The following is a 26705-nucleotide window of genomic DNA, read 5'->3' on the forward strand; positions in this document are numbered from 1 at the left end:
CTCGGGTCAGCTGAACGTGAACGGGCGGTGCTGGTTGGCCAGGTCGACCAGGTCCGAGCGGTCGGCGCGCGCCTCGGCCTGCCGGGCCAGCGCCCGGTAGCACTTCTCCAGCAGGGCGCGCAGGGCGTTCTCCGGCCCGCCGGGCGCCGGGCGCAGGCCGAACTCGGCCTCGTGCACCACCGCCTCCAGCCGGGTGCGCGACTCGCCGGCCGGCGCGCCGCCGTCCAGGTACAGCGCGGCCAGCCGGGTGGTCGCGGCGGCCAGGTCGTCGGCGTCGGGGCGGGCGCCGTCCGGCAGCGTCCCGCTGAGCACCCGCACCGCGGCGATCCGCGCCGCGTCGTGGTGCCGGGAGATCGCGGGCGTCTCGTCCAGCAGTTCCACCGCGCCCGCGCGGTCGCCCCGGGCCAGGCGCGCGCGGGCGAGCCCGAACACCGCGCCCGCCACCGAGCGGTCCCGCCGCCACACCGCGAGGTAGTGCGACTCCGCCTCGGCCAGGTCGCCGGCGCGCTCGGCGCAGTAGGCCAGGGCCAGCCTCGGCACGATCTCGCCCGGCAGCGCCCCGTAGACGTCGTCGAACAGGGCGCGCGCCGAGGCGAGGTCGGGCTCCGGGTCGTCGCCGGCCTCGGCGAGCAGCAGCAGCCCCTCGTGCCACCACAGCCGCCAGTCCGGCGCGCCCGCCACCCGCTCGCGCGCCGTGGCCAGGCCGGTCCGGGCCGAGGCGAGGTCGCCGGCGGCCAGTGCGGCCCGGCAGTGCGCGAACGCGGCCTCGGCGGCCGGCAGGTCGGCCTCCACCAGCCGGGCGAGCAGCCGGACCGCGTCGTCGTCGTCCGCCCCGGCGAGCAGCGCCGCGACCGGGTCGTCGGCGGGCACCCTGGGCGCGGGCAGCCCGGTCGCGACGGCGCGCGGCGACGGCGTGCCGACGTCCAGCGGCAGGTCCGCGAGCGGGGTGGTGGCGGGCCGGCGGGTCCAGCGGGTCAGCGGCGGCACCGCGCCCAGCCCGGCGTCCAGCGGCACCGCGTTGGAGTCGAACACCTCCGAGGGCTCCGGGCGCGCCCGGCCGTCCCGCAGCGCGGCGATCTCCCGCTGCACGCCGCGCAGCTGGTCGGCCATCTCGGCGGCACCGGCGAACCGGCGGTCCGGGTCGGGGTGCTTGGCCCGCGCGCACACCCGCCGGAACGACTCGATGCCCGCCGCGATCCGCTGCTGGTCGTGCAGGTGCCGTTCGGCGGGCACGTGCTGCCCGGTGTGGTCGGAGGTCGACCGGTAGAGCTGGTGCAGGGTCTCGCCGACGGTGTGGATCTCCGAGCCGACGGTCAGCCCCCGGTCGAGGATCTCGGCCTTGGGCACCTGGAACGGCGGGGTGCCGACGATCTGGCTGGTCTGGTCGTCCGCCCGGCGCACCCCGCCGAGGTCGATCAGCTTGATCCGGTTGGCGCGGCTGCCCTGGCCGTCCGGCCGCATGATCACGTTGTCCGGCTTGAGGTCGCAGTACAGCAGGCCGCGCTCGTGCAGGTGCTCCAGCGCGGCCAGGACCTGGAGCACGCAGGTGATCACGTGCTCGGTCAGCAGCGGTTCGCTGAGCACGCCCTGCCCGTGCTGCGCGTGCGCCGCCACCGTGCTCAGCGGCAGGCCGCTCACGTACTCCATCACGATGTAGTCGCGCGTCTCGCGGGTGTGCGCGTCCGGGTGCGCGACGAAGTTGTAGACCCCGACGATGTTCGGGTGGTCGATCTGGGTCAGCGCCCACAGCTCGGACTGGCTCAGCGCGGTGTCCGCGGTGTCGATCAGTCCTTTGAGGACGCACAACCGGCCGTTGAGCCTGCGGTCCCGAGCCAGGTACACCCAGCCCAGGCCGCCGCGGTCGATGCAGCCGAGCACCTCGTAGCGCTGCTCCACGACCGCGCCCGGCTCCAGGCTCGGCAGGAACGAGAACGGCTTGCCGCACGCCAGGCAGTAGCCCGCGCCGGAGGCGGGCAGCCGGTTGCGGTCGGGGCACTTCTCGTTGGCGCACCGCCGTTTGCGCTCCGGCACCCGGAAGTCGGTGAGGATCCGGCTGGACGGGTCCGGGAAGTCGAACACCGGCAGCGCGAACGGGTCGCTCGCCCGGCTCGGCCGGGAGGCGCCGGGGCCCGGCGCGGACACCGACGTCGTGGTGGACACCGCCACGCCCGGCGTGGCGCCCTCCGGCGGCAGATCGCAGGTGTCGCAGTACCCGGTCTCGTCGATCGAGCCGGCGCACCCGGTCCTGGCGCAGCGTGTCACGTGGTCCCCTCCTGCTTGATCGCCCGGCGCACGGCGTCCCCGTAGGCCAGGACGGCGGCGTGCGCCGACGCCGCCGACCCGTCGAGCGCCTCCTCGGCCCGCCGGTACGCCTCGCCGAGTGCGAGGTCCTCGGCCAGCCCGTGTTCGTTCGCCATCGTCAGCAGCACGCCGAGCAGCCCCCGGTCGTCGGCGATCGCCCGCTCCCGCCGCTCCCGCAGCTCCGCCCGCGCCAGCCGGCGCTCGAAGTCGCCCAGCCGCCCGGCGACCAGCGCCGGGTCGAGCGCGGCGGCCTGCCGCAGGGCGGCCAGCCGCAGCAGCCAGCCCGCGTTGTCGCGCAGCGCCGCGACCCGGTCGGCGAAGGTCTCCACCACCGCCGCCACGGACTCCGCGACCAGCCCCCGGGCCGCCGCGAGCCCCTCCGGGCCGTCCCGCCGGAACCCCAGCACCAGCCGGCCGCCGGCCCGCAGGATCGGCCGGATCACCTCGTCCACCAGCGCCTCGGGCTCCTCGGCCTCGTCCACGCCGTCCAGCACGATGGTCATCGGCGGCGCCCCGGCGCGCAGCCGCTCGGCCGGGCTCTGCGCCGCCCGCACGGCCAGCCCGGCGCGGCCCACGATGCGCGCCGACACCTCGTCCACCGTGCGCCCGCCGACGTCCAGCGCCAGGTCGACGCCCGGCGCGTCACCGGCCTCGGTCCGCGCGCTGGACACCGCGACCGCCTGCCGCACCGCGTCCAGCTCGTCGCCCAGCACGACCAGCACCGCCGCGCCCCGGTGCCGCCGGCCCAGCCACTGGGCCAGCTCCGCGACGGTGCCGGCGGGTTCGCCCCGGACCCCGGTGAACAGCGGGTCGATCCCGCTGTCGCCGACGATCCACCGGGCGACCGGCGGCAGGTGCCCGGCGACCACGTCGACCGGGATCATCCAGGACAGGCCCGCCGCGTCGCCGCCGTAGCGGGCGACCACGATGCCCAGCACGTCGCCGGTCGCCGAGTCCGCGACGCCCGCGCCGCTGAACCCGACCCGCACCGGCTGCTCGGTCGGCGAGCGCGGGTTCATCTGGAGCCACTCCGCGCCGGAGTGCCCGAACAGCGTCAACCTCGTCCACACGCCCACGTCGACGCCCCGGGGGTGGCCGAACACGTGCACCTGCCGGTCGAAGGTCAACGCGACCCGGCGCAGCGTGGCCACGTGCTCCGGCGGCTGCGGGACCTCCAGGCGCAGCAGCGCGACGTCCCCGCGCCCGTCCTCGCCCGGCGGCACGAACAGGCCCTTGATCACGTGCGCGGGCGAACTCGGCGCGCCGGGGGCCTCGACCAGGTCGGCCACCAGGTCCTCGTGCCCGGTCACGACGTGCGCGCAGGTGAGCACGTGGGTCCGGTCGACCAGCACGCCCGCGCCCAGGACCGGCCCCGACCGGCCCCGGCGGATCCGGACCCGCCACGGTTCCCGGCCGGTGCGCGGCGGTGGGTGCTGCTGGGCGGTCATCCGTGGCAGATTAGGCAGCGCCGGCCCTCGCGGAGCGCGGTTCGCGACCGCGACAACCATTCGGACCAGTGGAAACTTCCGGGTTCCCGACGTGATCCCGCACATTTCGGGGTCGCGCTGCTCCGAGTGCCGGCAAGGTGTCGTTGCTCTGTCCGGGTGGCGTACCCGCAGGGCCCGACGCGCGGTGCGGAAGTGAGCAACACTCGGCGCCGCGATCCGCAGCCGGCCGAGGGGAGCGATGGAACCTCCAGTCGCCGCGACCGAGGCCGAACTGCACCGGGCAGGCCGCCGGTACGCCGTGCTCATGCGGACCGCCGTGCTGTTGTGCGCCGGCGGCGCCGCGGTCTTCCAGGCCGGTCCCGCGCAGCGGCTCCCGGTGGCGGCGGTGGTCGCCGGGCTCTGCGCGTGGAGCGCGCTGTACGTGCGGACGGGCGGCCGGCGGCTGCTGGTGGCGGACACGGCCGTGGTCGTGGCCCTGTGCTTCGCGCAGCGGTGGCTCGTGCCGCCGGACTCGTTGGCCGACAGCACGAACTGGGTGTTCGCGGTGGTGTCGTGCACGGTCGTCGCGCAGCAGTGGCTGACCTCCGAGGTCGAGGGCGCGGTGCTGACGGCGGTCGTGGTGGTGGCGCACCTGGCCGGGAACTACCTGGCCGCGCCGGACGACTGGGCCGACTCCGTGCCGATCGGGCTGTGGTCGTTCGGCGAGGCGGGCCTGTCCCGGCTGCTGTTCAGGCTGGTGCTCAAGGGTTCCCGGCGGGCGGACCAGGCGGTCGCGGCGAGCGGGCGGGTCCGCCGGGACGCGGCGGTCGCGGCGGCCCGGCGCGACGACGAGCGCGAACACCTCGCGCTGCTGCACGACACGGCGGCGGCGACGCTGCTGGCGGTCGGGTCGCGCATGGTCGGCGCGGCCGAGCCGTGGCTGGCCGACCAGGCCGTGCGGGACCTGGAGGTGCTCGCGTCGCAACCGGGCTTCCCGGACGGCGAGGTGGACCTGGCGCGGCTGGTGGAGCAGGTGGCGCGGCACGCGCCGCTGGCGGTGCGCACGCGCTCGTCGGGCTCCGTGCCGATGGCCGCGCTGCCCGCCGCCGCGGTGAGCGCGGCGGTGCGGGAGGCGTTGACGAACGTGGCGCGGCACGCCGGGGTGGACCGGGCCGAAGTGGTGCTGCGCCGGACCGACGGGGTGGTGGTCGTGGACGTGGTCGACCGGGGGCGGGGGTTCGCGCCGGACGCGGTGCCGGGGCACCGGCACGGGCTGGCGCGCTCCATCGGGCAGCGGATGGACCGGATCGGCGGGCGGGCGACCGTGACCAGCCGACCCGGCACCGGCACGCGAGTCCGCCTGGAGTGGCCGCGTGGGTGACCGCGAACTCGTGTTCGACCGGCTGCTGAACGGGCTGCGGGCGGCGGTGCTGGCCATCACGGTCGCCACGATGGGCGGCTTCGCCCTGCCGCTGCTGGCGACCAACCCGGGGGTCTACCGCAGCCTGACGCAGGAGGTGGTCGCCTTCGCGCTGCTGGCCGCCGTCCTGCCGGTGGCCGGGTGGCACGTGCTGCGCCGCCGGTTCCCCGGCCGGTCCCGGTGGGTCCTGGTGGCCGTGGTGTTCACGGCGTCCGCGCTGGCCACCACCGGCATCCCGGCCGAGCGGCTGATGTGGGAGGCCGAGTGGTCCTACGGTGTGATCGGCTGGTTCGTGCTGGTGCTGCTGATCGACCGCGCGGTGGTGGCGGCGGTGTTCCTGGGCGTCCACACGGCGGTGAGCTTCGGGCAGCTCCTGCTGGTCGGCCAGGCGGGCGAGGCGGCCGACCTGGTCGTGGTCACGACGGTCGTGCTCGGGTGCCAGCTGCCGGTGCTGGCGGTGGTGCTCGCGTTGCGCGGCCTCGCGGCCACGGCGGCGGCGGCTTCCGCCAGTGCCGAGCGGGAGCGGACCGCCGACGCCATCGCCGAACACCTGCACGCCGACCGGCGGGCCCGCTACGCCGACCTCGCGGGCACGACCGTGCCGCTGCTGACCGACCTGACCACCGGGGCGGCGGACCTGGCCGACGAGCGGGTGCGCGCCGCCTACGCCGTGGCGGCGGCCCGGCACCGGAGGCTGTTCGCCGAGTACGACGACGTCGTCGACCCGCTGCTGCACGAGCTGCGGGCGTGCGTGGAGCTGGCCGAGCGCCAAGGGGTCGCGGTGTACCTGGGCACGTGCGGGGAGCGGCCGACGCCGCCGGTGGAGGCGCGCCGGGCGCTGACCGAGCCCGCGCTGCGGATCATGGCGACCGCGTCGCGGGCCCGGGTGACCGTGCTCGGGTCGCCGACCGGGGTCGCGGTGAGCGTGCTGGCCGACGCGCCCGGCGTCGAGGTGGACGAGGCCGGCGCGGCCGGGGTGACCGTGACGCGGCTGGTGGACGGTTCGGGAGTCTGGGTGGAGGCCACGTGGCGAATCCGGGACTGACCACGGTGGTGGTCGTGGACGACCACCCCGCCATCGTGTCCGGCCTGGAGGCGTGGTGCGCCGCCGCCGACCCGCCGGTCCGGGTGCTCGACTCCGGCGCGACCCCGGCCGCCGCGTGGACCGACCCGGGGCTGTCCGCCGACGTGGTCGTGTTCGACCTGCACCTGACCGGGCAGGTCCCGGCGTACGCGGACCTGCGGCGGCTGGTCGACGCCGGGCGGCGGGTGGTCGTCTACACCATGCGGGAGGACCGCGACACCATCCTGGCGTGCCTGGACCTCGGCGCGTTCGCCTACCTGGCCAAGACCGAGGGGCCCGGCCACCTGGTGCCGGCGATCCAGGCCGCCGGGCGCGACCAGCCGTACACGCCGCCCGCCCTGGCTCGGGCGATCAGCACCGACAACCGCCCCGACCGGCCCCGGCTGACGCCGCGCGAGACCGACGTGCTGGTCAACTGGTTCGCCTGCGAGTCCAAGGAGATGGTCGCCCGCAAGCTCGGCCTCTCGGTGCGGACGGTGAACAGCTACATCGACCGCGTCCGGATCCGGTACGCCACCGCCGGCCGTCCCGCGCCGACGAAGGCCGCGCTGGTCGCCCGCGCGATCCAGGACGGCTTGGTGCGGCTGGACGAGCTGTAGCGCGGAGGTGTCGGTGGTTGTCGGTGCCGGCGCGGGTTCGGGCCGGACGGCACGGCGGTGTCGGGAGAGGCGGGTCGGGCGATGCTCGCCTTGCCGCTGCCAAAGCTGCGGGTGAGCGGGTCGCTGTCGGCATGTCCGCAGGGCGTGAAACCCGAGGCGTTGCCGATCTCCGGCAGGGCGGGTGTCGGGTGTCCGCTCGATCTCGGCGGCGGCTGGTCGTGTTGCGGCGGAGCGGCCGGATCACACCCCGCTCGGAGTGCGTAAGGCCGGCGGCAGGACGCCCGTGCCGGCGAGCGCGGGGTAGGGCGCGTGGCCGTGGCGTGCCGGCCGACCGGCGTCGGAAGCGGTCCGGGCGCGGAAAGCTTGTCGGGCGACGCCCGTAGCCGGGGTTCGGTGCCGGGGGCGTGGTCGTCCGCCGTCGAGGGACCGGGCCGACGAGGTCCCCCCCGGTCGGTCAGGCCACGGGGTCGCGGGAACGGCCCAGCGCGGCGCTCACGGCGCGCGCGGCGTGCCGGACGGCGTCGCCGAAGAAACCGCGCCGGCGGAGTTCGGGCGCGGCGGCCCCGACCGCGCCGACCTGCTGCCCGGTCGGCGTGAACACCGGGGTGGTGATGAAGTCCAGGTCGTGCGGCACGGTGCAGCCCGGTCTCAGCAGCAGCACGTCCTCGGGCCTGGCCAGGCTGGTCGCCGCGATCAGGTCCTCCCGCCGGCAGCGGACGGTGAGCACGGCGCTGGACCTGGTGGCGGTGGCCAGGTCGTGCAGCGGGCGGCGCGCGGCGGTCAGCAGGTGCGGGTAGGGCTCCCACGCCTGGCCGAGCCGGAACACCTGCGAGCCCAGCCGGTACCGGCCGGCCGAGCGCTCCACCACGCCCAGCGCTTCGAGCTGGTGCAGCAGCCGGTGCGCGGTCGCTTTGGGTATTCCGCAATAATGTGCGATCCAGGTCAGCCCGACGCCATCCGAACGGATCACCAGTGCGTCCAAAAGGGTGAATGCCCGGCCGAGCACACCGCGTTCCGACTCCGTCCCGCCCATGTCCTTTCGCACCCCCTCGGGTCGCCATTCAACCGGAAGTTCCATTCCGGTCCACTGAGCGGAACAGGTGATTTTCGGGGTTGTTGTGCGGTTGCAGACTGTCGCCATGCCCAATTTACCGAAAAAGCTCGTGGTCACCGCTGCCGCCGTCGCGTCCCTTGTCCTGGGCCTGCCCGCCGGACAAGCGACCGCCGCGCAAGACGACGAGATCCAGAACTACTCGACCGCGGCCGACTCGTCACCCCAAAGAGTGGCGGGTGACTTCAACGGTGACGGAACGGATGATGTCGCGGTCTGGCGACCGAGCAACGGCACCTGGTACGTGCTGGGCTTGTTCACCGTGCAATGGGGTGTCGGCGGCGACATCCCGGTGGCCGCCGATTACAACGGCGACAACGTCACCGACATCGCGGTCTACCGACCGAGCAACGGCACCTGGTACGTGCGCAACATCGCCACCGTGGCGTGGGGCGTCGGTGGCGACGTCCCCGTGGTCGGCGACTACAACGGCGACAACCGCGCCGACTACGCGGTGTGGCGGCCAAGCAACGGCACCTGGTACGTGCGTGGCATCGACACGGTCGCGTGGGGGAGCGGCGAGGACATCCCGGTCGTGGGCGACTACAACGGCGACAACCGGACCGATTACACGGTGTGGCGGCCGAGCAACGGGACCTGGTACGTGCGCAACATCGCCACCGTGGCGTGGGGCGTGGGCGGCGACATCCCGGTGACCGGCGATTTCAACGGCGACAACACCTCCGATTTCACCGTGTGGCGGCCGAGCAACGGCACCTGGTACGTGCGCAACATCGCCACGGTGGGTTGGGGTGTCGGCGGCGACATCCCCGTTTCCGGTGATTTCAACGGCGACAACCGGACCGACTACACGGTGTGGCGGCCGAGCAACGGCACCTGGTACGCCCGCAACATCCTCACCACCACGTGGGGCGTCGGCGGGGACATCCCGGTCTGATTCGGCGGTCCCCGACACTTCTGCGAAGCAGCCCGCCCAACGAAACCCGGTGCGGGATCGCGGCCTCGGCGATCCCGCACCGCGGCGTGCCCCGGGAATCCCGCCAGGTGGGACGCGGAATAGTCCTGAGGCACCCTTGTTGGCACCGGTGACGGCCTTTTCGGAAATGAGGTGCGCGATGAGCGGCGTGGTCCAGGAACAGGCTCAGGGGTTCGCGGAGCAGTGGCGGGAGTGGAAGGCGGAGCGCGAGCAGCGGCTGGCCGAGCCGCACGGCTGGTTGGCGCTGGTGTCGCTGGACTGGTTGGCGGACACCCCCCGCGCGTACCCCGGCCTGCCCGGCGTGTGGTGGCAGGACGCGGACGCGGCGCACTTCGACCCGCAGGGCGCGGACGTCCTGCACGAGGGCGCGCCGGTCACCGGACCGCTGCGGTTCGAGCTGGTCAAGAGCGGTCCCGGGACGCGGGTCGTGGCCGGGGAGGTGGAGATCGAGGTGGCCCGCCGGGGCGGCTACCTGATCCGGGTGCACGACCCGGCGGCACCCGTGCTGGACGCGTTCCGGGGCGTGCCGAGCTACGAGCCGCAGCCGGACTGGGTGCTCACCGGCACCTACGAGCCGTTCGACGAACCGCGCCCGACGACGGTCGGCGCGGTGGTCGAGGGCCTCAGCCACGTCTACACCGCGCCCGGCGTGGTGCGGTTCCGGCACGGGGCGGACGAGCACGTGCTGACCGCGTTCAACGGGACCGGCGGCGGGCTGAGCATCCTGTTCACCGACGGCACCAGCGGCGTCACCACCTACGCCGCGAACCGGTCGCTGGCCGTGGCCGAGCCCGACGCGGACGGCACGGTCGTGCTCGACTTCAACCGCGCGGTGAACCTGCCGTGCGCGTTCACCGACTACGCGACGTGCCCGCTCCCGCCGGAGGGCAACCGGCTGCCGTTCGACGTCGTGGCGGGGGAGAAGATCCCCCACGAGCGGTCCTGACCCGGCCCGCCCGGTCCCGGGCTACAGGGAATCGGGCACGAACGGGGTCCCGGAGCGGCTGCCCGCAGCCGCTCCGGCCCGCTTGACCACCGCGTCGCGGTAGTGGTCGGCGCGCGGCCCGCCCCCGTTGTAGGCGCGTACGGCGGCCTCCCACGACTTGACCGACTTGCGCTTGTGGAACAGCCAGCGCACGGCGGCGTGCACCCAGAAGTCGTAGTCGACGTTCTTCTCCGGCGCGCCCGGTGCCACGTCGGCGAAGTACTCGGTGAGGGCCGCGGTGAAGCCCGGCGTACCCCAGATGAAGCTCTCGCCCCGGCCCGGCTGGTTGGCGTCGGCCGCCAGCTTCTCGATCTTGTGCTTGGCCAGCAGCGCGGGCTTCTCCTCGCCGATGACCAGCAGCAGCGCCGCGCCGGACGAGTCGATCATCTGGCCGATGTTCTGCCGGGTCTTGACCTTCGGCGCGGACTCGGCCGGGTCCTCCAGGTGCACGCCGGCCGTGCCCATCCGCGATTCCTGGTACATCATCGCCTTGACCAGGTTGGGGTCCAGCGCCTGGTGCGGCCCCTTCGCGTCGGTGAACTTGAACGTCGTGTTGTAGTGGTCCACCCAGGTCTTGATCGACTGGTCGAAGCGGTTGAGCATGGTGCTCTGGATCAGCCGCCGGTTGAGCAGGCGCTGCCGGTTGGCCTGCAACAGCTCCAGGCGGGCGATCTCCTTGGCCCGCCCGCCGTCCGCCCGGGCCCGTTCAGCGGCCAGCGCCCGCTCGCCGCGCTCGAAGTCCTGCACGACCGAGTCGACCCCGGCCCCGTACTGGTCCACGCCCGCCACCGCCGCGTTCGCCGAGCGCAGCAGCTTCTTCGGCACGTCCGCCTGCGTACCGGCGTTGGCGTACGGGGTGGGCACCCGGACGCGGACCGTCGCGGCGGCGTTGTCCCAGGTGACGACCACGACCCGCTGGCCCGCCGTCAGCGTCGCCGACCCGGCGGTGACGTCCTGGGTGAGCGAGAGCCTGGTGCCGGTCAGCCCGCCGGCCAGGTCTTCGGGGACGATCGCGCGCTGCGCGACGACCGCCGCGACGGCCCGGTTCCCGGCGCTGCGTTGCAGGTCGAGGACCCGGTTGGAGCCGCCCGCCCGTGGCCGGGCGGGCTGCGCGGGGCGCGCCGGGGCGGTCGGCGTCCGGTCGATCGGTCGGTCGTGCACGGGCCACCTCCGCTACCGCGTCCCCGACACCGCGTCCCCCCGAGCGTGACCGACGCGACGACGCAGGTCGACGTCCGGACGGGCAACCACCTGGGCAAAGCACCCCCCGGCCCGGGTCAGACCTCCCGCATCCCGGCGACGACCGCCGTGCGCGCCGCCCGCCGGGCCGGCACCAGCGCCGCGAGCACCGCCGCCGCCACGGCCGCGAGCACCACCGCGCCGACCTGCCCGACCGGCACGGTGAAGTCCAGCGGCTGGGTCGGCGTGGACACCGCCAGGGTGAGCAGCCACGCCGAGCCGACCCCGGCCACCAGCCCGACCACCACGGCCGTCGACGCCATCAGCAGCGACTCGACCACGAGCATCCCCCGCAACTGCCCCCTGGTCAGCCCCAGCGCGCGCAGCAGCGCGGACTCCCTGGTGCGCTCCAGCACGGACAGCGAGAGCGTGTTGGCGATGCCGGACACCGCGATCAGCACGGCCAAACCCACCAGTGCCCAGAGGAACCCCAACATCCGCCGGGTGGCCGCGCCGCTGCGCTCCCGGGCCTCGGCGGAACTCTCCACCTGCGCCAGCGGCGACGACGCGGTGGCCCGGTCCACGGCCTCGCGGCCCTCGGCGGCGGACACCCCGGGCTTGAGCTTGACCAGGACGTCGGCGTACCCGGTGGCCCCGGGCCGCAGCTGCCGCCAGGTGTCCAGCTCGACCAGCCCGAGGTCGAGCGCGTCGGTCTCCTCGTACACCGCGACCACCTTCAGGTCGCGCTTGACCCGTTCGTCGCCGTAGGAGGTGGTCGGCGCGGTGTCGCCGACCGCGAGCCCGGTCTGCTCGGCGAGCCCCCGGCTCAGCGCGAGTTCGCCGGGAGCCAGCCGGTCGAGCGACCCGCTGAGCACGGCGGGCCGGACCACGGTGCCGATCGCGTCGCCGCGCACGGCGGTGAGCTGGGCGGGCGTGCCGCCGACGTCGGCGCCGAGCACGTCGCGCGGCGCGGCCACCGCCACCTCCGGCAGCCCGGCCAGCCGGTCGACCAGCGGATCGGTCAGCGGCCGGCCGTGCACGGCCGTGGAGATCGTGTAGTCGGCCGGGAACCGGTCGTCCAGCACGCGGTTCGCGCTCGCTTCGGCACCGGCCACGACGCTGGTCACCAGGGTCACCACGGCCACCCCGACCACCAGCGCGGCGGTGGTGGCGGCGGTCCGCCGGGGGTTGCGGCGCGCGTTGGCCGCGGCGAGCTTCGCCGGCACGCCGAACAGGGCGCGCGGGACCGCGCCGAGCGCCCCGGTCGCCGGCCCGACCAGCAGCGGCCCGAGCACGAGCACCGCGCCGAGCAGCAGGGCCGAGCCGACCGTGACGGCCACCGCGCCCGCGCCCTCGCCGGTCCGCACCCCGACCACCGCCGCGACCACGCCGGCCACCGCCGTCACCGCCGCGATCACGACCCGGGCCCGGCCGACCCGGGCCGCCACTCCGTCCGGTGCCGCCCGCAGGGCCGCGACCGGCGGCACGCGGGTCGCCCTGCGCGCTGGCAGCACCGCCGCCAGCAGCGTGACCAGCACGCCCACCGCGAACGCGACGACCACCGTGCGAAGCGACAGCGGCGTGTAGATCGCGACGTCCGCACCGTGCGCGCCGATGGCGACCTGGAGCAGCGCCGAGACACCCAGCCCGGCGAGCAGGCCGAGCGCGGACCCGACCACCCCCACCGCCCCGGCCTCGACCAGCACGCCGCCGAACACCTGCCCGCGCCCCGCGCCCACGCAGCGCAGCAGCGCCGACTCCCGGGTCCGCTGGGAGACCAGGATGGTGAACGTGTTGGCGATGACCATCGCCGCCACCAGCAGCGCGATCACCGAGAACGTGGTCAGGAACCGGGTGAAGCTCCCGGACTCGGGCGCGGTCTGCCGGACCAGCGCCGCGACGGCCTCGTCCCCGGTGACCGCGGTGACGTCCGGGCGGTCGAGCGCGGCGGAGACCGCGGCGGCGAGCGCGCCCTGCGCCACGCCCGGCTCGGCGCGGGCCACGATCTCGGTGAACCCCCGGTCCGGCGCGACCTCGCGCAGCGCGCCGGGCAGCACGACCAGTTCGGTGCCGCCGGCCAGTTCGCCGCCGGTCACCGCCGGCCGGAAGGTGCCGACCAGGGTGAACGCCCGCTCCCGGTCGGCTTCGCCGAGCAGCGTGACCCGCTGCCCGAGCGCGTACCCGGCGGCGGTGCCGGTGTCCATCGCGACCTCGTCGTCGGTGGCCGGGTAACGCCCTTCGGCCCGGTCGAACGGCCGCAGCGGCTCGTCCGAGGGCAGCGCCGAGACCAGGGCCGTGACCGCCTTGCCCTTCGGGTCGACCAGCGGCACGGCCGCCGATCCGCGCCCCTCGACCGCCGCCACGCCGGGCACCGCCCGGACCGCGTCCAGCGCGGCTTGGTCGAGCGGGCGGTGCGCGCCGGGCGCGCCGGTCACCGAGACGTCGACGTTGCGGGCCATCCGCGCGTAGGCGTCGCGCAGCCCGGCCCGGGACGCGTCGGCCAGCACCAGGGAGCCGGTGACGAACGCGACGCCCAGCACGATCGCGGTGGAGGACAGCAGCAGGCGCGCGGCGCGGGCGCGCAGCCCGGCCAGGACGGTGCGCAGCATCAGGCACCCCCGAGGTGCTTGAGCGCGTCCAGCACGGAGTCGGCGGTCGGGCGGTCGACCCGGCCCGCGAGCCGGCCGTCCGCGAGCAGGACGACGTGGTCGGCGTAGGCGGCGGCCACCGGGTCGTGGGTCACCATGATCACCGTCTGCCCGAGGTCGCGCACCGACGTGCGCAGGAACGCCAGCACCTCCGCGCCCGCGCGGGAGTCGAGGTTGCCGGTCGGCTCGTCGGCGAAGACCACGTCCGGCCTGGCCACCAGCGCCCGCGCGCACGCCACCCGCTGCTGCTGGCCGCCGGACAGCTCGCCCGGCTTGTGCCGCAACCGGTCGCGCAGGCCGAGCGCGTCCACCACGGTGTCGAACCACGCCCGGTCCGGCTCGCTCCCGGCCAGTTCCAGGCCCAGCACGATGTTCTGCCCGGCGGTCAGCGCGGGCAGCAGGTTGAACGACTGGAACACGAACCCGACCCGGTCGCGGCGCAGCCTGGTCAGCTCCCGGTCGGACAGCCCGGCGAGCCCGGTCCGTCCGATGTGGACCGAACCGGAGTCGGCCGAGTCCAGCCCGGCCAGGCAGTGCATCAGGGTGGACTTGCCGGAGCCGGACGGCCCCATGATCGCGGTGAACCGGCCGGCCGCGAACGACACGTCGACCCCGTCCAGCGCGCGGACCTCGGCATCGCCCTTCCCGTACACCTTCACCAGGTCCCGGGCGGCCACGGCGGCGGGCACGCCCGCCGGCCGGGGTGTCGACACCAGTTCCACCATGTGCTGCTCCTCCACGCGTGCGCCGAGGGCCGGCGGCACCGGCCCGCGCCCACCGTGGCAGCAACCGGCTGAGCGCCCGCTGAAGCGACCTGAAGATCGCTTCAGGTCCGGTCGCGCGGGTCTGCGAGGATGGCGGGCGTGCGGGTACTGGTGGTCGAGGACGAGCGGCGGCTGGCCGAGACGCTCCAATGGGGACTGGAGGCGGACGGCTACGCCGTGGACCTCGCGCACGACGGCGGCGAGGGCCTGCTGCTCGCCGAGCAGCACCCGTACCAGGCGATCGTCCTGGACATCATGCTCCCGGTGCTCAACGGCTACCGGGTGTGCGCCGAACTGCGGCGGCGCGGCGTGAGCACGCCGATCCTCGTGCTCACCGCCAAGAACGGCGAGTACGACGAGGTCGAGGCGCTGGACACCGGGGCCGACGACTTCCTGGCCAAGCCCTTCTCCTACCCGGTGCTCACCGCGCGGCTGCGCGCGCTGATGCGCCGGGGGCCCGCCGGGCGCGAGCCGGTCATCCGGGTCGGGGACCTGGTGGTCGACCCGGGCGGGCGGACCTGCCGGCGGGCCGGGACGGAGATCGCGTTGACCGCCAAGGAGTTCGCCGTGCTGGAGTGCCTGGCGCGGCGGTCCGGGCAGGTGGTGTCCAAGACCGACGTGCTCGACCAGGTCTGGGACATGGCCTACGAAGGCGACCCGAACATCGTGGAGGTCTACGTGAGCGCGTTGCGCCGCAAGGTGGACGCGCCGTTCGGTCGCCGCACGATCGGCACCGTGCGCGGCGTGGGCTACCGACTGGTCGCCGATGCCTAGGTGGTGGCCGGTGTCGCTGCGCGCGAGCGCGGCGCTGGCCGCCGGGCTGGCGTGCGCCGGGGTGTTCGGCCTGGGCGGCCTGGCGATGCGGGCCGTGGTCTACAACGGTCAGCTCCAGGCGGCGGAGAGCACCACCCGCGCCGAACTCAACCGGGTGGTCGACTCGCTGCGGGCGGGCACCCGGAGCACACCGGCCGACGGCGTGCTGAGCGGCGACGCGATGTTCGAGATCGTCACCGACTCCGGCGAGGTCGTCGTGCGCAGCGGCAACCTGGAGCGGCTGGACCCGGCCCGGGCCGCGCTGCCCCCGGCGCCCGCCGGCGCGCCGGCCGACTGGACGGCGCGCACCACCGACACCCTGCGGCCCGGCGAGCACCCGGACTGGCGGGAGTACCGGACCTACACCGTGCTGGGCGCGGTGGCCCAGGACGTGCCCGCCGCCGCCGTCGAGCCGCTGGGCCGGTCCGGGTCGACCCCGTGGGCGGACCTCGCGGGCGCCGACGGCACCCACCGCTACCGGCTGACCGCGTACCTGTTCGTGCTGCCGTGGGGCGCGGTGTCGGCGACCAGGGGGGTCGGGCAGGTGCTGCTGCACGCGATCCCGTTGGCGGTGCTGTTCGTGGCGGTGGTCGCGTGGCTGGCGACCGGCCGGGCGTTGCGGCCGGTGGAGGCGATCCGGCGGGAGATGGCCGAGATCGGCGAGCACGACCTGGCCCGCCGGGTGCCCGTGCCGCAGTCGCGGGACGAGGTGTCCGGCTTGGCGGACACCACCAACGCCACGCTCGACCGGCTGGAGCGTTCGCTGCGCCGCCAGCAGCGGTTCGTCGCCGATGCCGGCCACGAGCTGCGCAGCCCGCTGGCCAACCTGCGCGCCGGCCTCGAAGTGGCGCTGGTGCACGCCGACCGCGCCGACTGGCCGCGCACCGCGAGCCGGGCGCTGGCGGACGTCCAGCGCCTCCAGGACCTCACCGCGGACCTGTTGCTGCTGGCCGAGACCGAGGCCGCCGACCCGTCGCCGCCGGTCGCGGTCGACCTCGCGGCGCTGGCCCGCGAGCAGGCCGCCGGGCGCGGCGCGCTGGTCCGGTTCGCCGGCGGGGGACCGGCGTTCGTGCGCGGACGTCCGGGCCGGCTCGACCGGATGCTGCGCAACCTCCTGGACAACGCCGAGCGGCACGCGCGGTCGGAGGTGGCCGTGCGGGTCTCGACCGAGGACGCCGAGGTCGTGGTGGAGGTGCGGGACGACGGTCCGGGCATCCCGGAGGAGGACCGCGAACGGGTCTTCGAGCGGTTCACCAGGCTGGACGACGCCCGCGCCCGCGACACCGGCGGTTCCGGGCTGGGGCTGGCCATCGCGCGGGAGATCGCGCAGCGGCACGGCGGGACGCTGCGGGTCGCCGACGGCGGGCCCGGCGCCCGGCTGGTGGCCCGGCTGCCGCTGCTAACGGATCACCCGCCGGAAACGAGTCCACCTGCGTGAGAATCGTCCTCTTCGCCGCACTGGTCCTGATCGCCGGTTGTTCCGTCACGGTCTCCGGCAGCAGCGGCTCCACCACCACCGCCGGCACCACCGCCGCGACCACGGCCGCCCGGCCCACCACGACCGAGTCGGTCCCCGAGGAGACCACCGGCAGCCCGTTGCCGCTGCCCCCGATCGACGAGTCGGCGCCCACCCGCTTCTGCGACCGGCCGTTCACCGGGGCGCTCGGCAAGCCGATGCTGGCCGCCGTGGTGGAGACCCCGTCCGGCCGGCTGAACTGCGACCAGGCCGGCGCGGTGCTGGTGGACTACTACGCGGAGCGGCACGACCCGACCGCCGGCCGGCCGCCGCTCGTGGTCGCCGGGATGACCTGCAACCAGGTGCCGGAACCGGCGCTGCCGCAGGTCGTCTGCACGGACGGGGCGGACGTCGTCTACTCCATGTGGCCCCAGACCTGAGCCCGTCGCGACCACGCCCGGAGGATCCGCCGGATTGCAATCTGCAATGACCCCTATTGCTTCAGTGCAAACTGAGGATCAGCACTCCGGACCGGGGTGCGGGCGGGCGTCCGGCGGATCCGCCACTCGACCACCCCGAGGTTGATCACCCACGCCGCACCCAGCAGCAGGGCGCGGGTGGTCACGTCGGGCGCGCCGAACGGGAGGTACCACGCCGCCGTCACCACGGCCTGCGTGCCCGCGCCGATCCCGATCGCGTACGCCCGCATCACCCACGCGCTGTGCGCGGCGAACTCCCGCCGCCGGACCGCGCGGAGACCCAGCACCAACGAGACCACCATCAGCGTGCCGAACAGCAGCCGGAACGCGTAGAGCAACGGGCCGTCGCTCGGCGGCAGCGCGTAGGTCACCGTCATCCACAGCCCGGACAACGCCGCGACGAGTCCACACGGGACCAGCACCCGCCCGGCGATCCGGTGCCACCTGCGCCGGCGCAGGCTCGGCACGAACTGGAACGCGCCCAGCACGCAGAACACCGTGGCACCCACGACGTGCAGCACCACCGGCACGGGCATCGCGAAGAACCGGGCGTTGTCGGCGTGGACCGGCCCGCCGCCGGACAGGTCGGCGAGCCGGACCCCGCCCGCCACCGAGGGCACGAGGCTCAGCGCGATCAGCCCGGCGGGCACCGGCCACTGCCGGGTTCGTCTTGTCATGCACCGATCGTGCTGCCCGGCGCGACGCCGGTCATCGGTCCTCGGGCCGCGACCGCCCCGGCCGGAAGTCCGGTCCCGGTCTCGTACTTCCGGCCGGGCGCGAGCCCGCGCGCACCCGCCGGGTCTCGTAGGCCCACATGGCGATCTCGACCCGGTTGCGCGCGCCGAGCTTGGTCATCAGGTTGGCGATGTGGGACTTGACCGTGCTCAGCGAGATGTGGAACTCGGCGGCGATCTCGTTGTTGGTGCGCCCGCGCGCCACGGCCACCAGGACCTGTTCCTCGCGGTCGGTGAGCGGGTCGACGGGGTGGACCGGGGGCGTCGCGGCGGCGTGCTGGGCGAAGTCCGCGAGCAGCCGGGCGGTCACGCTGGGGGCGATGAGGGCGTCGCCGTCGGCGGCGGCGTGCACGGCCTGGGCGAGCAGGTGCGCCCCGGCGTTCTTGAGCAGGAACCCCCGGGCTCCGGCGCGCAGGGCGGCGTAGACGTACTCGTCGTGGTCGAAGGTGGTGATCACGACGACGGCCAGGGGGTCCTCGACGGCCGGTCCGGCGAGCAGGCGGGTGGCCTCGATGCCGTCGAGGACGGGCATCCGGATGTCGAACAGGCACACGTCGGGGCGCAGCCGGCGGGCGAGGTCGACGGCGCGCCGCCCGTCCTCGGCGGTGCCGACGACGGTGATGCCGGGTTGGGCGTCGAGGATCATGGCCAGTCCGGTGCGGACGATCTCCTGGTCGTCGGCGACCAGCACCCGGGTGGTCATCGCGGCCCGGCCGTCCGGGGCAGCACGGCGGTGACCGTCCAGCCGCGCTCGGCGTCGGGGCCGGCTTCGCAGGTGCCGCCGAGCAGGTCGGCGCGTTCGATCATGCCGGTCAGGCCGTAGCCCGGCGGTCCGGCCGAGCGGGCCTGCCCGTCGTCGTGGACCCGCAGGCGGACGGCGGTGGCGTCGATCTCGACCCGGACGTCGATCCGGGTGGCGTGCCGGGCGTGCCGCCGGGCGTTGGTGACGGCTTCCTGGGCGAGCCGGTAGACCGCCGCGCCGACCGGCGAGGGGAGGTCGTCGGTGTCGCCGTCGACGTGCACGTCGACCGGGGGCCGGGTGCGGGAGGCGAGCCGGTGGAGGTCGGCGGCGCGCGGGCCGGGGGCGAGGTCGGGTCGTTCGCGGCGCAGGAGCCGGACCATGCCGCGCATCTCGTCCAGGGCGCGGGCGGCTTCGGCGTCGATGACCCGCAGGGCGTCGACGGCGGCGCCCGGGTCGGTGGGGGCCAGGGCGATGCCGGCTTGGGCGCGGATGGCCATGGCGGAGACGTGGTGGGCGACGGTGTCGTGCAGGTCGCGGGCGAGCCGTTCGCGTTCGAGGAGTTTGACCTGGTCGAGTTCGCGGGTGCGTTCGCGGGACCGGTAGCGGACGGCGGCGCCGAGGGTGAGGGCGAGGGCGAGCACGACGACGCCTGCGAGGGCGTCGGCCGGCGGCAGGTGGCCGAGTGCGGCGGAGAGGCCGACCTTGCCGAGCACGAGGGCGGTGCCGAGGACGGCGTCGCGGCCGGAGCCCCAGCGGAGCAGGGCGAAGGGCAGCAGGAGCAGGTAGACCAGCGCGCCCTGGTCGGGGAACTCCCGGCCCAGTGCGACGGTCAGCGCGGCGCAGAGCCCGAACGCGACGGCGGTGGCGGGCAGCGGCCTGGACCGCCGCCAGAGCAGGACGGGGGTGAGCCCGGCGGTGACGGCGGCGGACAGCACCGGGTCGGCCAGTGGCCTGCTCGCCGCCTCGATCACGGCGGCCAGGGCGAACCCGCCCACGAGCGCCCAGTCCCACCACCGCAGTGGCGGTGCGGGGGCGGGTCGGGGCTCCCGCCACACCGGGCGGAGGAGGTTGCGCACCGGCTCATGGTACGAGTCCGGCCTGGTCGTCGGACCGGCCGCGAGTGCGGGACCGGTGGGGGTCAGGCCACCCGGTGGTCGGCGGGTTCGCGGGCCGGTGCGGTGCGCCGGGAGCGGCCCAGGACGCGCAGGAGCATCCTGGGGCGCAGGAGCGCGCCAGGGGGGTCGACGAGTCCGGCGACGCGCATGAACGTGCGGGTGACTTCGCTGTCGTGGACGGCGGCGGCCTGCATCCGGCTGGTGTAGGCGTTGCCGAGGCGGGTGGCGAGGGTGCGCTTGCCGTCGACGCCGGGGAAGCCGAGGTCGCCGCCGGCGGAGATGTCCCAGGGCACGTCGATCACCGAGGCGATGTCGTGCTGGAAGGCGAGGGGGTCGGGGGTGTCGCCGCGCGCGAGGTGCTCGCGCAGGGTCAGCGCTTCGAGGGCGGCGACGGTCATGCCCTGGCCGTAGACGGGGTTGAAGCTGCACGCGGCGTCGCCGAGGACGACGAGGTGCCGGGGCAGCCGGTCGAGCGCTTCGAAGCGGCGGCGCACGCTGGCGGGGTAGCGGAAGGCCACCGGGTCGTCCAGCGGTCGGGCGTCCTTGATGACGTCGTGGATGTCCGGGACCGGGAGGGAGCGGACGAACGCCAGGTAGCCCTCGGAGTCGGTGGGCGCGCTGTCGCCGAGGACCCCGGTGAGCGACAGCATGCTGTCGCCGTTCTCGACGCGGGAGAAGAACGCGCCGCGCGGGTGGCCGGGGGTGGCGACCGGGTTGATGGACAGGTCGCCGTCGAGGACGGTCTCGTCGGGCAGCCGGTAGCGGCGGGTGGTGTAGGTGAGGTCGATGCGGATGCGGTCCTCGGGCGGGCGGCGGTAGCCGAGTTCGGTCAGCCACAGCGGGGTGCGGGTGCCGCGTCCGGTGGCGTCCACGACGAGGGCGGCGTCGACGACGCGTTCCACCGGGGCGGCCGGTGGGCGTGGGGCGATGCGCACGCCGACGACGGTGGCGCGGTCGGGGGTGGTGGTCAGGCCGAGGATGTCGTGGTCTTCGGCGAGCACGACGTTGGGGGTGGCCAGGAGTCGTCGGCGCACCAGGTCCTCCAGCACCGGTCGGGCGGCGGAGACGCAGGTGAGGCCGGTGGCGCCGGGTGCGAGTCGGCGGCCGTCGAAGAACCAGCGCAGCTCGCCGAGGTCGCCGGTGGGCACGCCGGAGGCGACGGCGTCGGCGGTGAAGCCGGGGAACAGCTCGTCGAGGATCTGCTGGCCCCGGGCGAGCAGGCCGTGGACGTGGCGGCCCTGGGGGACGCCCCGGCGGGCGGTGGTCACCCCGGTGAGGTGGTCGCGGTCGACCACCAGGACTTCGTCGTGGTGGTCGGCGAGGACGCGGGCGGCGAGCAGGCCGGCCATGCTGCCGCCGAGCACCACCGCCCGTCGCGGGTTGGCGGGAACCACGGCGTCTCCTCAGTTCCGGGCCGGGCGCAGGCGGACGGGCAGGGCCTGGTGGCCGTTCATGATGAACGTGGGCAGGGGTGCGAGTTCGGCCGGTTCGACGGCGAGTGCCATCTGCGGGAACCGGTCGAACAGGGTGGACAGGCCGATGCCGGCGACCGAGCGGGCGACGCCCGCGCCGAGGCAGTAGTGCGGGCCCAGGCCGAAGGAGAGGTGCTCCTTGTCGGTGCGGGTCAGGTCGAACTCGTCGGCGTGGTCGCCGTGCAGGCCGGGGTCGCGGCCGTAGGCGCTGTAGTTGACCAGGATCGGGTCGCCCCGGGGGATGGTGACGCCGTCGAGTTCGACGTCCTCGACGGCGTAGCGCAGCGGCAGGTTCGCCAGCGGGGACTGCACGCGCAGGGTCTCGTCGATGACGTCGTCCCAGCCCGCCTGGCCGGAGGCGACCAGCGCGCGCTGGTCGGGGTGGGTGAGCAGGGCGGTGATGGCGTTGTCGAAGAAGTTGATGGTGGTTTCCGAGCCGGCGCCGAGGATCGCGAAGATGGTGTCGGTGAGTTCCTCTTCGGACAGTCGCGAGCCGTCCTCGTCGCGGGCGGCCACCAGGTCGCTGGTGATGTCCTCGCCGGGGGTGCGGCGCTTCTCGGCGATGAGGTCGGCCATCGCGCCGCGCCAGCCGCTGAGCACGCGTTGCGCCTGTTCGGGGGTGACGGTGGTGTCCACCATGAGGTCGATGACCTCGGCGGTCTTGGCGCGGGCGTGCTCGGACATGCCGACGAGGTCGGCGACGAGCCGGGCGGGCAGCGGGTAGGCGAAGCGCTCGCGCAGGTCCACGACGTCGCCGGGCGGGGTGCGGTCGAGGGCGTCGACGAGTTCGTCGGTGAGCGCGACGATCCTCGGCCGGATGGCCTCGGTGCGGCGGGCGGTGAACGCCTTGCCGACCAGGCGGCGCAGCCGGACGTGTTCCCGGCCGTGCGCGGTCACCATGTTGTCCATGGCGATCCAGCTGATCATCTCCCAGTCGGGCGGGATCCGCCCGTCGATGAAGTCGGGCCAGTGGTGGCGGGCGCTCTTGGTGACGCGGGGGTCGGTGAGGATCCGGCGGATGGTGCGGTGCTCGTTGACGGCCCAGGCGTGGACGCCGCCGGGCAGCAGGACCCGGACGGCGGGGCCTCGCGCGCGCAGTTCGTCGGTGGAGCCGTGCAGGTCGCGGCCGGTCGGGTCGAGCACGGGGCAGCCGGTGGCGGCGGGTGCGCGGGCGGGGCGGGCCCCGGCGGTCTGCTCGTCGGTGATCTTCATCGGACCTCCCGGAAGAACGCGCGGACGTCGTCGGTGAACAGGTCGGGCTGTTCCAGGGCGGCGAAGTGGCCGCCGCGGTCGAACTCGGTCCACCGGGTGATGGACGGGTGGTCGCGCTCGGCGAAGGCGCGCACCGGCACGAACAGGTCGTGCGGGAACACCGCGACCCCGATCGGGACGGGCACGCGCGGTGCCGGCGCGCCGGAGGCGGCGGCGCGCACGGCCGCCGCGCCCTCGTAGTAGAACTGGGCCGAGGAGCCCGCGGTGCCGGTCAGCCAGTAGATGGAGACGACGGCCAGCAGGGTGTCGCGGTCGACCGGCGTGTCGGTCCACTCGTGGAACTTCTCGGCGATCCAGGCGAGTTGGCCGACGGGGGAGTCGGTGAGGGCGTAGGCGAGGGTCTGCGGGCGGGTCGCCATGAGCTTCATGTAGGCGGAGCGGTCGAGGTCGAACCGCTGGAGCAGGCCGAGCCGGCGGCGGTCCTCGTCGTCGAGCGCGGCGAGTTCGGCGGGGTCGCCGGAGGGGAAGGCCATCAGCATGTTGACGTGCACGCCGACCACGTGGTCGGGGTACCCGGCGCCGAGGGCGAGGGAGATCGGGGAGCCGGCGTCGCCGCCCTGCACGCCGTAGTGCCGGTAGCCCAGGCGGGTCATCAGGTCGTGCCAGGCGCGGGCGATGCGCGGCACGTCCCAGCCGGTGTCGGTGAGCGGGCGGGAGAAGCCGTAGCCGGGGATGGACGGGATCACCAGGTGGAAGGCGTCGGCCGGGTCGCCGCCGTGCGCGCCGGGGTCGGCCAGGGGGCCGGCCACGCCGGTGAACTCGCGCACCGAGCCGGGCCAGCCGTGGGTGATCAGCAGCGGCAGCGCGTCCGGGCGCGGTGAGCGCACGTGCAGGAAGTGCACGGGCGCGCCGTCGAGGTCGGTGACGAACTGGGGCAGGGCGTTGAGCCGGTCCTCCTCGGCCCGCCAGTCGAACCCGGTGCGCCAGTGCTCGGCCAGCGCGCGCAGCTCGGCCGGGGGCACGCCGCGCGCCCACCCGGTGTCGGCGGGCGGGTCCGGCCAGCGGGTGCGCGCGAGCCGGTCGCGCAGGTCGTCCAGGTCCTCCTGCGGTACGTCGATCTTGAATGGCCTCATCGCATCCTCGCTGTCCGGCGGCCCGGCGATTCCGGCGAATTCCCGGCACGGCGAGCATCGGCCGGCGGAAACGGCCGGCGCATCTCCCGGAGTGCGCTGGACGCGATCACGGCGGCGCAGCGCACATTCGGAGAAAAATGGGCGGAATAGCACGGACGGAGATGCGCGGACGTGGGCGCGGGCGTATCGGTGATTACCGTCGGGGGCGTTTGCCCGCCCGGGTGTTAGGCGGGTCCGGTCTCCGGGAGGGTCTCCGGCAGGCCGAACGGCGCGTAGAGGCACGGGTCGGCGAACGTGACGACCTGGGTGATGTGCGTCGAGGACAGGGTCAGCACCTGGAGGCAGGTGATGCGGTGCCGGTCGTCGGGCGCGGTGCGGCGGTAGGTGGCGAACGCGGGCTGGCCGTTGGCCCGGGTGGGCACCAGCCGGACGTCGCCCGGCGCGGCCGCCGCCCACCGGGCGAGGTGGCCGCCGATGGCCCGCGCGCCCCGGTACCAGGTGGGCTGCGGCGGCATCTGCCAGGTGGTGTCCGCGGTGAACAGCTCCACGAGGGTGGTGACGTCGTGGTTCTCGAACGCGGTGACGTACCGGTCGAGCAGTTCGCGCTGCTCGGCGGCGGGCGGCTCGGCGGTCTGCTCGCGGCGCGGCGCGACCTCGGCGACCTGGGCGCGGGCCCGGCGCAGCGAGCTGTTGACGGCGGTGGGCGTGGTGTCCAGGGCGTCGGCGACCTCGGCCGCGCGCCAGCCCAGGACGTCGCGCAGGATCAGCACGGCGCGCGGGCGCGGCGGCAGGTGCTGGAGGGCGGCCACGAACGCCAGCCGGACGCCCTCGCGCGCGGTCACGATGCCGGCCGGGTCGCCCGTGCCGCCGGGCGCGTCCGGCAGGGGGTGCAGCCACGGCACGTCGAGCCGGGCGGGGCCGGGGTCGGCGTGGTCGGCGGCCGGGCCGCCGAGGTCGACCGGCAGCGGCCGGCGGGCGCGGGTGTGCAGGGCGGTCAGGCAGGTGCGGGTGGCGATCCGGTAGAGCCAGGTGCGCAGCGACGACAGGTGCTCGAACCGCCCGTAGGCCCGCCACGCGCGCAGCAGGGTCTCCTGCACCAGGTCTTCGGCGTCCTGCACCGAGCCCAGCATCCGGTAGCAGTGCGTGAACAGCTCCCGGCGGTACGGGTCGGCGAGCCGGAAGAAGTCCTCGTCCGTCGCGCCGCCGTGCACCGTGGTCATCGCGGCCCTCCTGCGTCGCCCGCGTCGAGTCTAGTCCGACGGGGTGTCAGCGGTCGGACACGCACCGCCACCGCAGCCGGTGACCAGGCAGGACCGGGCCGGTCGGAAAAAGCTCCCGGTCCGGCGACGACTTTTCGGCGCGGGCGTGGTCGGTATGGCGATGCCCGTCCAACTGGAGAGGACCACCCATGCACGAAACGAATCGGGCAGGGCGCCGGGAGTGGGCCGGTTTAGCGGTGCTCGCGATGCCCACCCTGCTGCTGTCGATGGACATCAGCGTCCTGTACCTGGCCCTGCCGCACCTGAGCGCGGACCTGGGCGCGAGCGCCACCCAGCAGCTGTGGATCCTGGACATCTACTCGTTCCTGCTCGCCGGGTTCCTGGTCACCATGGGCAACCTCGGGGACCGGGTCGGCCGGCGCAGGCTGCTGCTGATCGGCGCCGGGGTGTTCGCCGCGGCCTCGGTCGTCGCGGCGTGCTCGACCAGCGCGGAGATGCTGATCGCGACCCGGGCGCTGATGGGCGTCACCGGGGCGACGCTGATGCCGTCCACGCTGGCGCTGATCAGCAACATGTTCCACGACCCGAAGCAGCGCGGCTCGGCCATCGCGATGTGGGCCAGCTGCATGATGGCGGGCGGCGCGCTGGGCCCGGTGGTCGGCGGGCTGCTGTTGCAGGGCTTCGGCTGGGGCGCGGTGTTCCTGATGGCGGTGCCGGTGCTGGCCGTGCTGCTGATCGCCGGGCCGTTCGTGCTGCCGGAGTTCCGCAACCCCGAGCCGGGCGGGCTCGACCTGGTCAGCGTGGCGCTGTCGCTGGCCGCGATCCTGCCGGTGATCTGGGGCGTCAAGGAGGTCGCCCGGGTCGGCCCGCAGGTGGTGCCGCTGGTCGCGGTGGTGGTCGGGGTGGCGTTCGGGTGGCTGTTCGGGCTGCGGCAGCGCCGCCTGGAGCACCCGCTGCTCGACCTCGGGCTGTTCGCGAGCCGGTCGTTCAGCGCCGCGCTGGCCGTGCTGCTGGTCGCCGGTGCCACGCTCGGCGGCATCTTCCTGCTGGTCAGCCAGTACGTGCAGCTGGTGGAGACGCTGTCGCCGGCCGAGGCGGGCCTGTGGCTGATGCCGGTCGGCCTGTCCATCGCGGTCGGCACGATGGTCGGACCGAAGCTGGGGCAGCGGTTCGGGCCGGGGGTGGCCATCGCGGCCGGTCTGCTGGTGTCGGTCGTCGGGTTCGTGCTGCTGGTGCTGATCGGCGAGTCCTCCGGGCTGCCGGTGCTGCTCGCGGGCATCGTGATCCTCTACGTCGGCGCCGGCCCGGCCATCGCGCTGGGCACCAACGCCGTCGTGGGGTCGGTGCCGCCGGAGAAGGCCGGTGCCGCCGCGTCGGTGTCGGAGACGGGCAACCAGCTCGGCGTGGCGCTGGGCATCGCGGCGTTCGGCGCGATCGGCACGGCGGCCTACCGCGGCGCGGTGGTCGTGCCCGGAGACCTGACCGGCGAGGCGCGCGAGGCGGCGGGGGAGAGCCTGGCCGGGGCGACCGCCGTCGCGCACGACCTGTCCGGCGGGGTCGCCGAGGAGGTGCTGCGCGCCGCGCACCAGGCGTTCATGAGCGCCCTCCACGTCGGTGCGGCGGTGGGTGGCGCGACCTTCGTCGTGCTGGCCGGCGTGGCGCTGGCGTTCCTGCGCGGACGGCCCGCCGGACAGCCGTCGGAGCGCGAACTCGCGGACCGTCGCGCCGAATAGCCGTTTCGGCGGGAAAAGGACCGGGAAACCGGTGAATGGCGCGGTTGAATACGCAGCCGCGTGACCTGTGCGGGGTGGTCGCCACTGGTACGGTCGAATGCGATCCGCCAGGTCGCGAAACCTCCGGCGAACGAACCGGCG

The 26705-nt window shown here is 75.0% G+C and carries 22 protein-coding genes and 1 pseudogene; 9 read left to right on the forward strand and 14 right to left on the reverse strand.

What is annotated here, in order from left to right:
• Positions 1-6 precede the first annotated feature (6 nt).
• Both AC0HI0_RS10100 and AC0HI0_RS10105 read right to left on the reverse strand, forming a co-directional pair.
• Positions 7-2262, reverse strand: a complete 2256-nt coding sequence (locus AC0HI0_RS10100; RefSeq protein WP_480932034.1) for a tetratricopeptide repeat protein — start codon at positions 2260-2262, stop codon at positions 7-9.
• Complete coding sequence (locus AC0HI0_RS10105) at positions 2259-3749, reverse strand: S1 family peptidase (RefSeq protein ID WP_480932035.1); 1491 nt, start codon at positions 3747-3749, stop codon at positions 2259-2261. The genes AC0HI0_RS10100 and AC0HI0_RS10105 overlap by 4 nt, the downstream gene beginning before the upstream one ends.
• A 238-nt stretch (positions 3750-3987) precedes the next feature.
• Between AC0HI0_RS10105 and AC0HI0_RS10110 the strand changes: the two genes are divergently transcribed.
• From AC0HI0_RS10110 to AC0HI0_RS10120, 3 genes are read left to right on the forward strand one after another with little or no spacing between them, the layout of a single operon-like run.
• Positions 3988-5109 carry an ATP-binding protein gene (locus tag AC0HI0_RS10110; RefSeq protein ID WP_480932036.1) on the forward strand — a complete coding sequence of 374 codons (1122 nt, stop codon included), beginning with the start codon at positions 3988-3990 and terminating at the stop codon, positions 5107-5109.
• Complete coding sequence (locus AC0HI0_RS10115; protein WP_480932037.1) at positions 5102-6193, forward strand: histidine kinase; 1092 nt, start codon at positions 5102-5104, stop codon at positions 6191-6193. The genes AC0HI0_RS10110 and AC0HI0_RS10115 overlap by 8 nt, the downstream gene beginning before the upstream one ends.
• Positions 6175-6831, forward strand: coding sequence for a response regulator (locus AC0HI0_RS10120; protein ID WP_480932038.1), 657 nt, complete (start codon positions 6175-6177; stop codon positions 6829-6831). Before AC0HI0_RS10115 ends, AC0HI0_RS10120 begins: the two co-directional genes overlap by 19 nt.
• 454 nt (positions 6832-7285) lie before the next feature.
• Here AC0HI0_RS10120 and AC0HI0_RS10125 read toward each other — a convergent pair whose 3' ends face one another.
• Both AC0HI0_RS10125 and AC0HI0_RS10130 read right to left on the reverse strand, forming a co-directional pair.
• Positions 7286-7699, reverse strand: coding sequence for an IclR family transcriptional regulator (locus AC0HI0_RS10125; protein WP_480934567.1), 414 nt, complete (start codon positions 7697-7699; stop codon positions 7286-7288).
• A pseudogene (locus AC0HI0_RS10130) lies at positions 7700-7972 on the reverse strand (helix-turn-helix domain-containing protein); the annotation flags it as partial.
• Here AC0HI0_RS10130 and AC0HI0_RS10135 point away from each other — a divergent pair.
• Together AC0HI0_RS10135 and AC0HI0_RS10140 are read left to right on the forward strand one after the other, a co-directional pair.
• On the forward strand, positions 7932-8840 hold the full coding sequence (locus AC0HI0_RS10135; protein ID WP_480932039.1) for a VCBS repeat-containing protein: 909 nt from the start codon (positions 7932-7934) through the stop codon (positions 8838-8840). The pseudogene AC0HI0_RS10130 and the gene AC0HI0_RS10135 sit on opposite strands and share 41 nt — an antisense overlap.
• 178 nt (positions 8841-9018) lie before the next feature.
• Positions 9019-9825, forward strand: coding sequence for a DUF1684 domain-containing protein (locus AC0HI0_RS10140; protein ID WP_480932040.1), 807 nt, complete (start codon positions 9019-9021; stop codon positions 9823-9825).
• Positions 9826-9846: 21 nt separating this feature from the next.
• Here AC0HI0_RS10140 and AC0HI0_RS10145 read toward each other — a convergent pair whose 3' ends face one another.
• The 3 genes from AC0HI0_RS10145 to AC0HI0_RS10155 form a co-directional block, all read right to left on the reverse strand.
• Entirely contained in the window at positions 9847-11025 is a 1179-nt protein-coding gene (locus AC0HI0_RS10145; protein ID WP_480932041.1) for a hypothetical protein, read from the reverse strand.
• A gap of 116 nt (positions 11026-11141) precedes the next feature.
• The gene (locus tag AC0HI0_RS10150) at positions 11142-13652 is read right to left on the reverse strand and encodes an FtsX-like permease family protein (RefSeq protein WP_480932042.1); all 2511 of its coding nucleotides are present in this window, start codon (positions 13650-13652) and stop codon (positions 11142-11144) included.
• Positions 13652-14416, reverse strand: a complete 765-nt coding sequence (locus AC0HI0_RS10155) for an ABC transporter ATP-binding protein (RefSeq protein ID WP_480932043.1) — start codon at positions 14414-14416, stop codon at positions 13652-13654. The genes AC0HI0_RS10150 and AC0HI0_RS10155 overlap by 1 nt, the downstream gene beginning before the upstream one ends.
• Before the next feature lie 138 nt (positions 14417-14554).
• On the opposite strand from AC0HI0_RS10155, the gene AC0HI0_RS10160 reads away from it, so the two are divergent.
• The 3 genes from AC0HI0_RS10160 to AC0HI0_RS10170 are packed head-to-tail and all read left to right on the forward strand — an operon-like array spanning position 14555 to position 17164.
• Entirely contained in the window at positions 14555-15229 is a 675-nt protein-coding gene (locus AC0HI0_RS10160) for a response regulator transcription factor (RefSeq protein ID WP_480932044.1), read from the forward strand.
• Positions 15230-15239: 10 nt separating this feature from the next.
• Positions 15240-16706 carry a sensor histidine kinase gene (locus AC0HI0_RS10165; protein WP_480932045.1) on the forward strand — a complete coding sequence of 489 codons (1467 nt, stop codon included), beginning with the start codon at positions 15240-15242 and terminating at the stop codon, positions 16704-16706.
• Entirely contained in the window at positions 16703-17164 is a 462-nt protein-coding gene (locus tag AC0HI0_RS10170; protein WP_480932046.1) for a hypothetical protein, read from the forward strand. Before AC0HI0_RS10165 ends, AC0HI0_RS10170 begins: the two co-directional genes overlap by 4 nt.
• Before the next feature lie 53 nt (positions 17165-17217).
• On the opposite strand, the gene AC0HI0_RS10175 is transcribed toward AC0HI0_RS10170, so the two are convergent.
• The 7 genes from AC0HI0_RS10175 to AC0HI0_RS10205 all read right to left on the reverse strand — a co-directional run bounded on the left by AC0HI0_RS10175 (position 17218) and on the right by AC0HI0_RS10205 (position 24831).
• Positions 17218-17880, reverse strand: a complete 663-nt coding sequence (locus AC0HI0_RS10175) for a DUF2306 domain-containing protein (protein ID WP_480932047.1) — start codon at positions 17878-17880, stop codon at positions 17218-17220.
• 31 nt (positions 17881-17911) lie between these two features.
• Positions 17912-18640 carry a response regulator gene (locus tag AC0HI0_RS10180; RefSeq protein ID WP_480932048.1) on the reverse strand — a complete coding sequence of 243 codons (729 nt, stop codon included), beginning with the start codon at positions 18638-18640 and terminating at the stop codon, positions 17912-17914.
• The gene (locus tag AC0HI0_RS10185; protein WP_480932049.1) at positions 18637-19755 is read right to left on the reverse strand and encodes a sensor histidine kinase; all 1119 of its coding nucleotides are present in this window, start codon (positions 19753-19755) and stop codon (positions 18637-18639) included. Before AC0HI0_RS10185 ends, AC0HI0_RS10180 begins: the two co-directional genes overlap by 4 nt.
• A gap of 62 nt (positions 19756-19817) precedes the next feature.
• Positions 19818-21188, reverse strand: coding sequence for an FAD-dependent oxidoreductase (locus AC0HI0_RS10190; protein ID WP_480932050.1), 1371 nt, complete (start codon positions 21186-21188; stop codon positions 19818-19820).
• A 9-nt stretch (positions 21189-21197) separates the two neighbouring features.
• On the reverse strand, positions 21198-22478 hold the full coding sequence (locus AC0HI0_RS10195) for a cytochrome P450 family protein (RefSeq protein WP_480932051.1): 1281 nt from the start codon (positions 22476-22478) through the stop codon (positions 21198-21200).
• On the reverse strand, positions 22475-23611 hold the full coding sequence (locus AC0HI0_RS10200; protein ID WP_480932052.1) for an epoxide hydrolase family protein: 1137 nt from the start codon (positions 23609-23611) through the stop codon (positions 22475-22477). Before AC0HI0_RS10200 ends, AC0HI0_RS10195 begins: the two co-directional genes overlap by 4 nt.
• 224 nt (positions 23612-23835) lie before the next feature.
• A complete protein-coding gene (locus AC0HI0_RS10205) occupies positions 23836-24831 on the reverse strand; it encodes a sigma-70 family RNA polymerase sigma factor (RefSeq protein ID WP_480932053.1) in 996 nt (331 codons plus the stop codon).
• 245 nt (positions 24832-25076) lie between these two features.
• On the opposite strand from AC0HI0_RS10205, the gene AC0HI0_RS10210 reads away from it, so the two are divergent.
• Positions 25077-26564, forward strand: coding sequence for an MFS transporter (locus AC0HI0_RS10210; RefSeq protein WP_480932054.1), 1488 nt, complete (start codon positions 25077-25079; stop codon positions 26562-26564).
• Positions 26565-26705 lie beyond the last annotated feature (141 nt).

It is taken from the genome of Saccharothrix sp. NBAS 001 (assembly GCF_056640475.1).

Excerpts from the sequence above, each read along its gene's own strand:
- AC0HI0_RS10175 (WP_480932047.1), bottom strand. The coding sequence starts at position 17,880 with ATGACAAGACGAACCCGGCAGTGGCCGGTGCCCGCCGGGCTGATCGCG.
- AC0HI0_RS10150 (WP_480932042.1), bottom strand. The coding sequence starts at position 13,652 with ATGCTGCGCACCGTCCTGGCCGGGCTGCGCGCCCGCGCCGCGCGCCTG.
- AC0HI0_RS10140 (WP_480932040.1), top strand. The coding sequence starts at position 9,019 with ATGAGCGGCGTGGTCCAGGAACAGGCTCAGGGGTTCGCGGAGCAGTGG.
- AC0HI0_RS10210 (WP_480932054.1), top strand. The coding sequence starts at position 25,077 with ATGCCCACCCTGCTGCTGTCGATGGACATCAGCGTCCTGTACCTGGCC.
- AC0HI0_RS10180 (WP_480932048.1), bottom strand. The coding sequence starts at position 18,640 with ATGACCACCCGGGTGCTGGTCGCCGACGACCAGGAGATCGTCCGCACC.
- AC0HI0_RS10195 (WP_480932051.1), bottom strand. The coding sequence starts at position 22,478 with ATGAAGATCACCGACGAGCAGACCGCCGGGGCCCGCCCCGCCCGCGCA.
- AC0HI0_RS10105 (WP_480932035.1), bottom strand. The coding sequence starts at position 3,749 with ATGACCGCCCAGCAGCACCCACCGCCGCGCACCGGCCGGGAACCGTGG.
- AC0HI0_RS10110 (WP_480932036.1), top strand. The coding sequence starts at position 3,988 with ATGGAACCTCCAGTCGCCGCGACCGAGGCCGAACTGCACCGGGCAGGC.
- AC0HI0_RS10155 (WP_480932043.1), bottom strand. The coding sequence starts at position 14,416 with ATGGTGGAACTGGTGTCGACACCCCGGCCGGCGGGCGTGCCCGCCGCC.
- AC0HI0_RS10205 (WP_480932053.1), bottom strand. The coding sequence starts at position 24,831 with ATGACCACGGTGCACGGCGGCGCGACGGACGAGGACTTCTTCCGGCTC.
- AC0HI0_RS10200 (WP_480932052.1), bottom strand. The coding sequence starts at position 23,611 with ATGAGGCCATTCAAGATCGACGTACCGCAGGAGGACCTGGACGACCTG.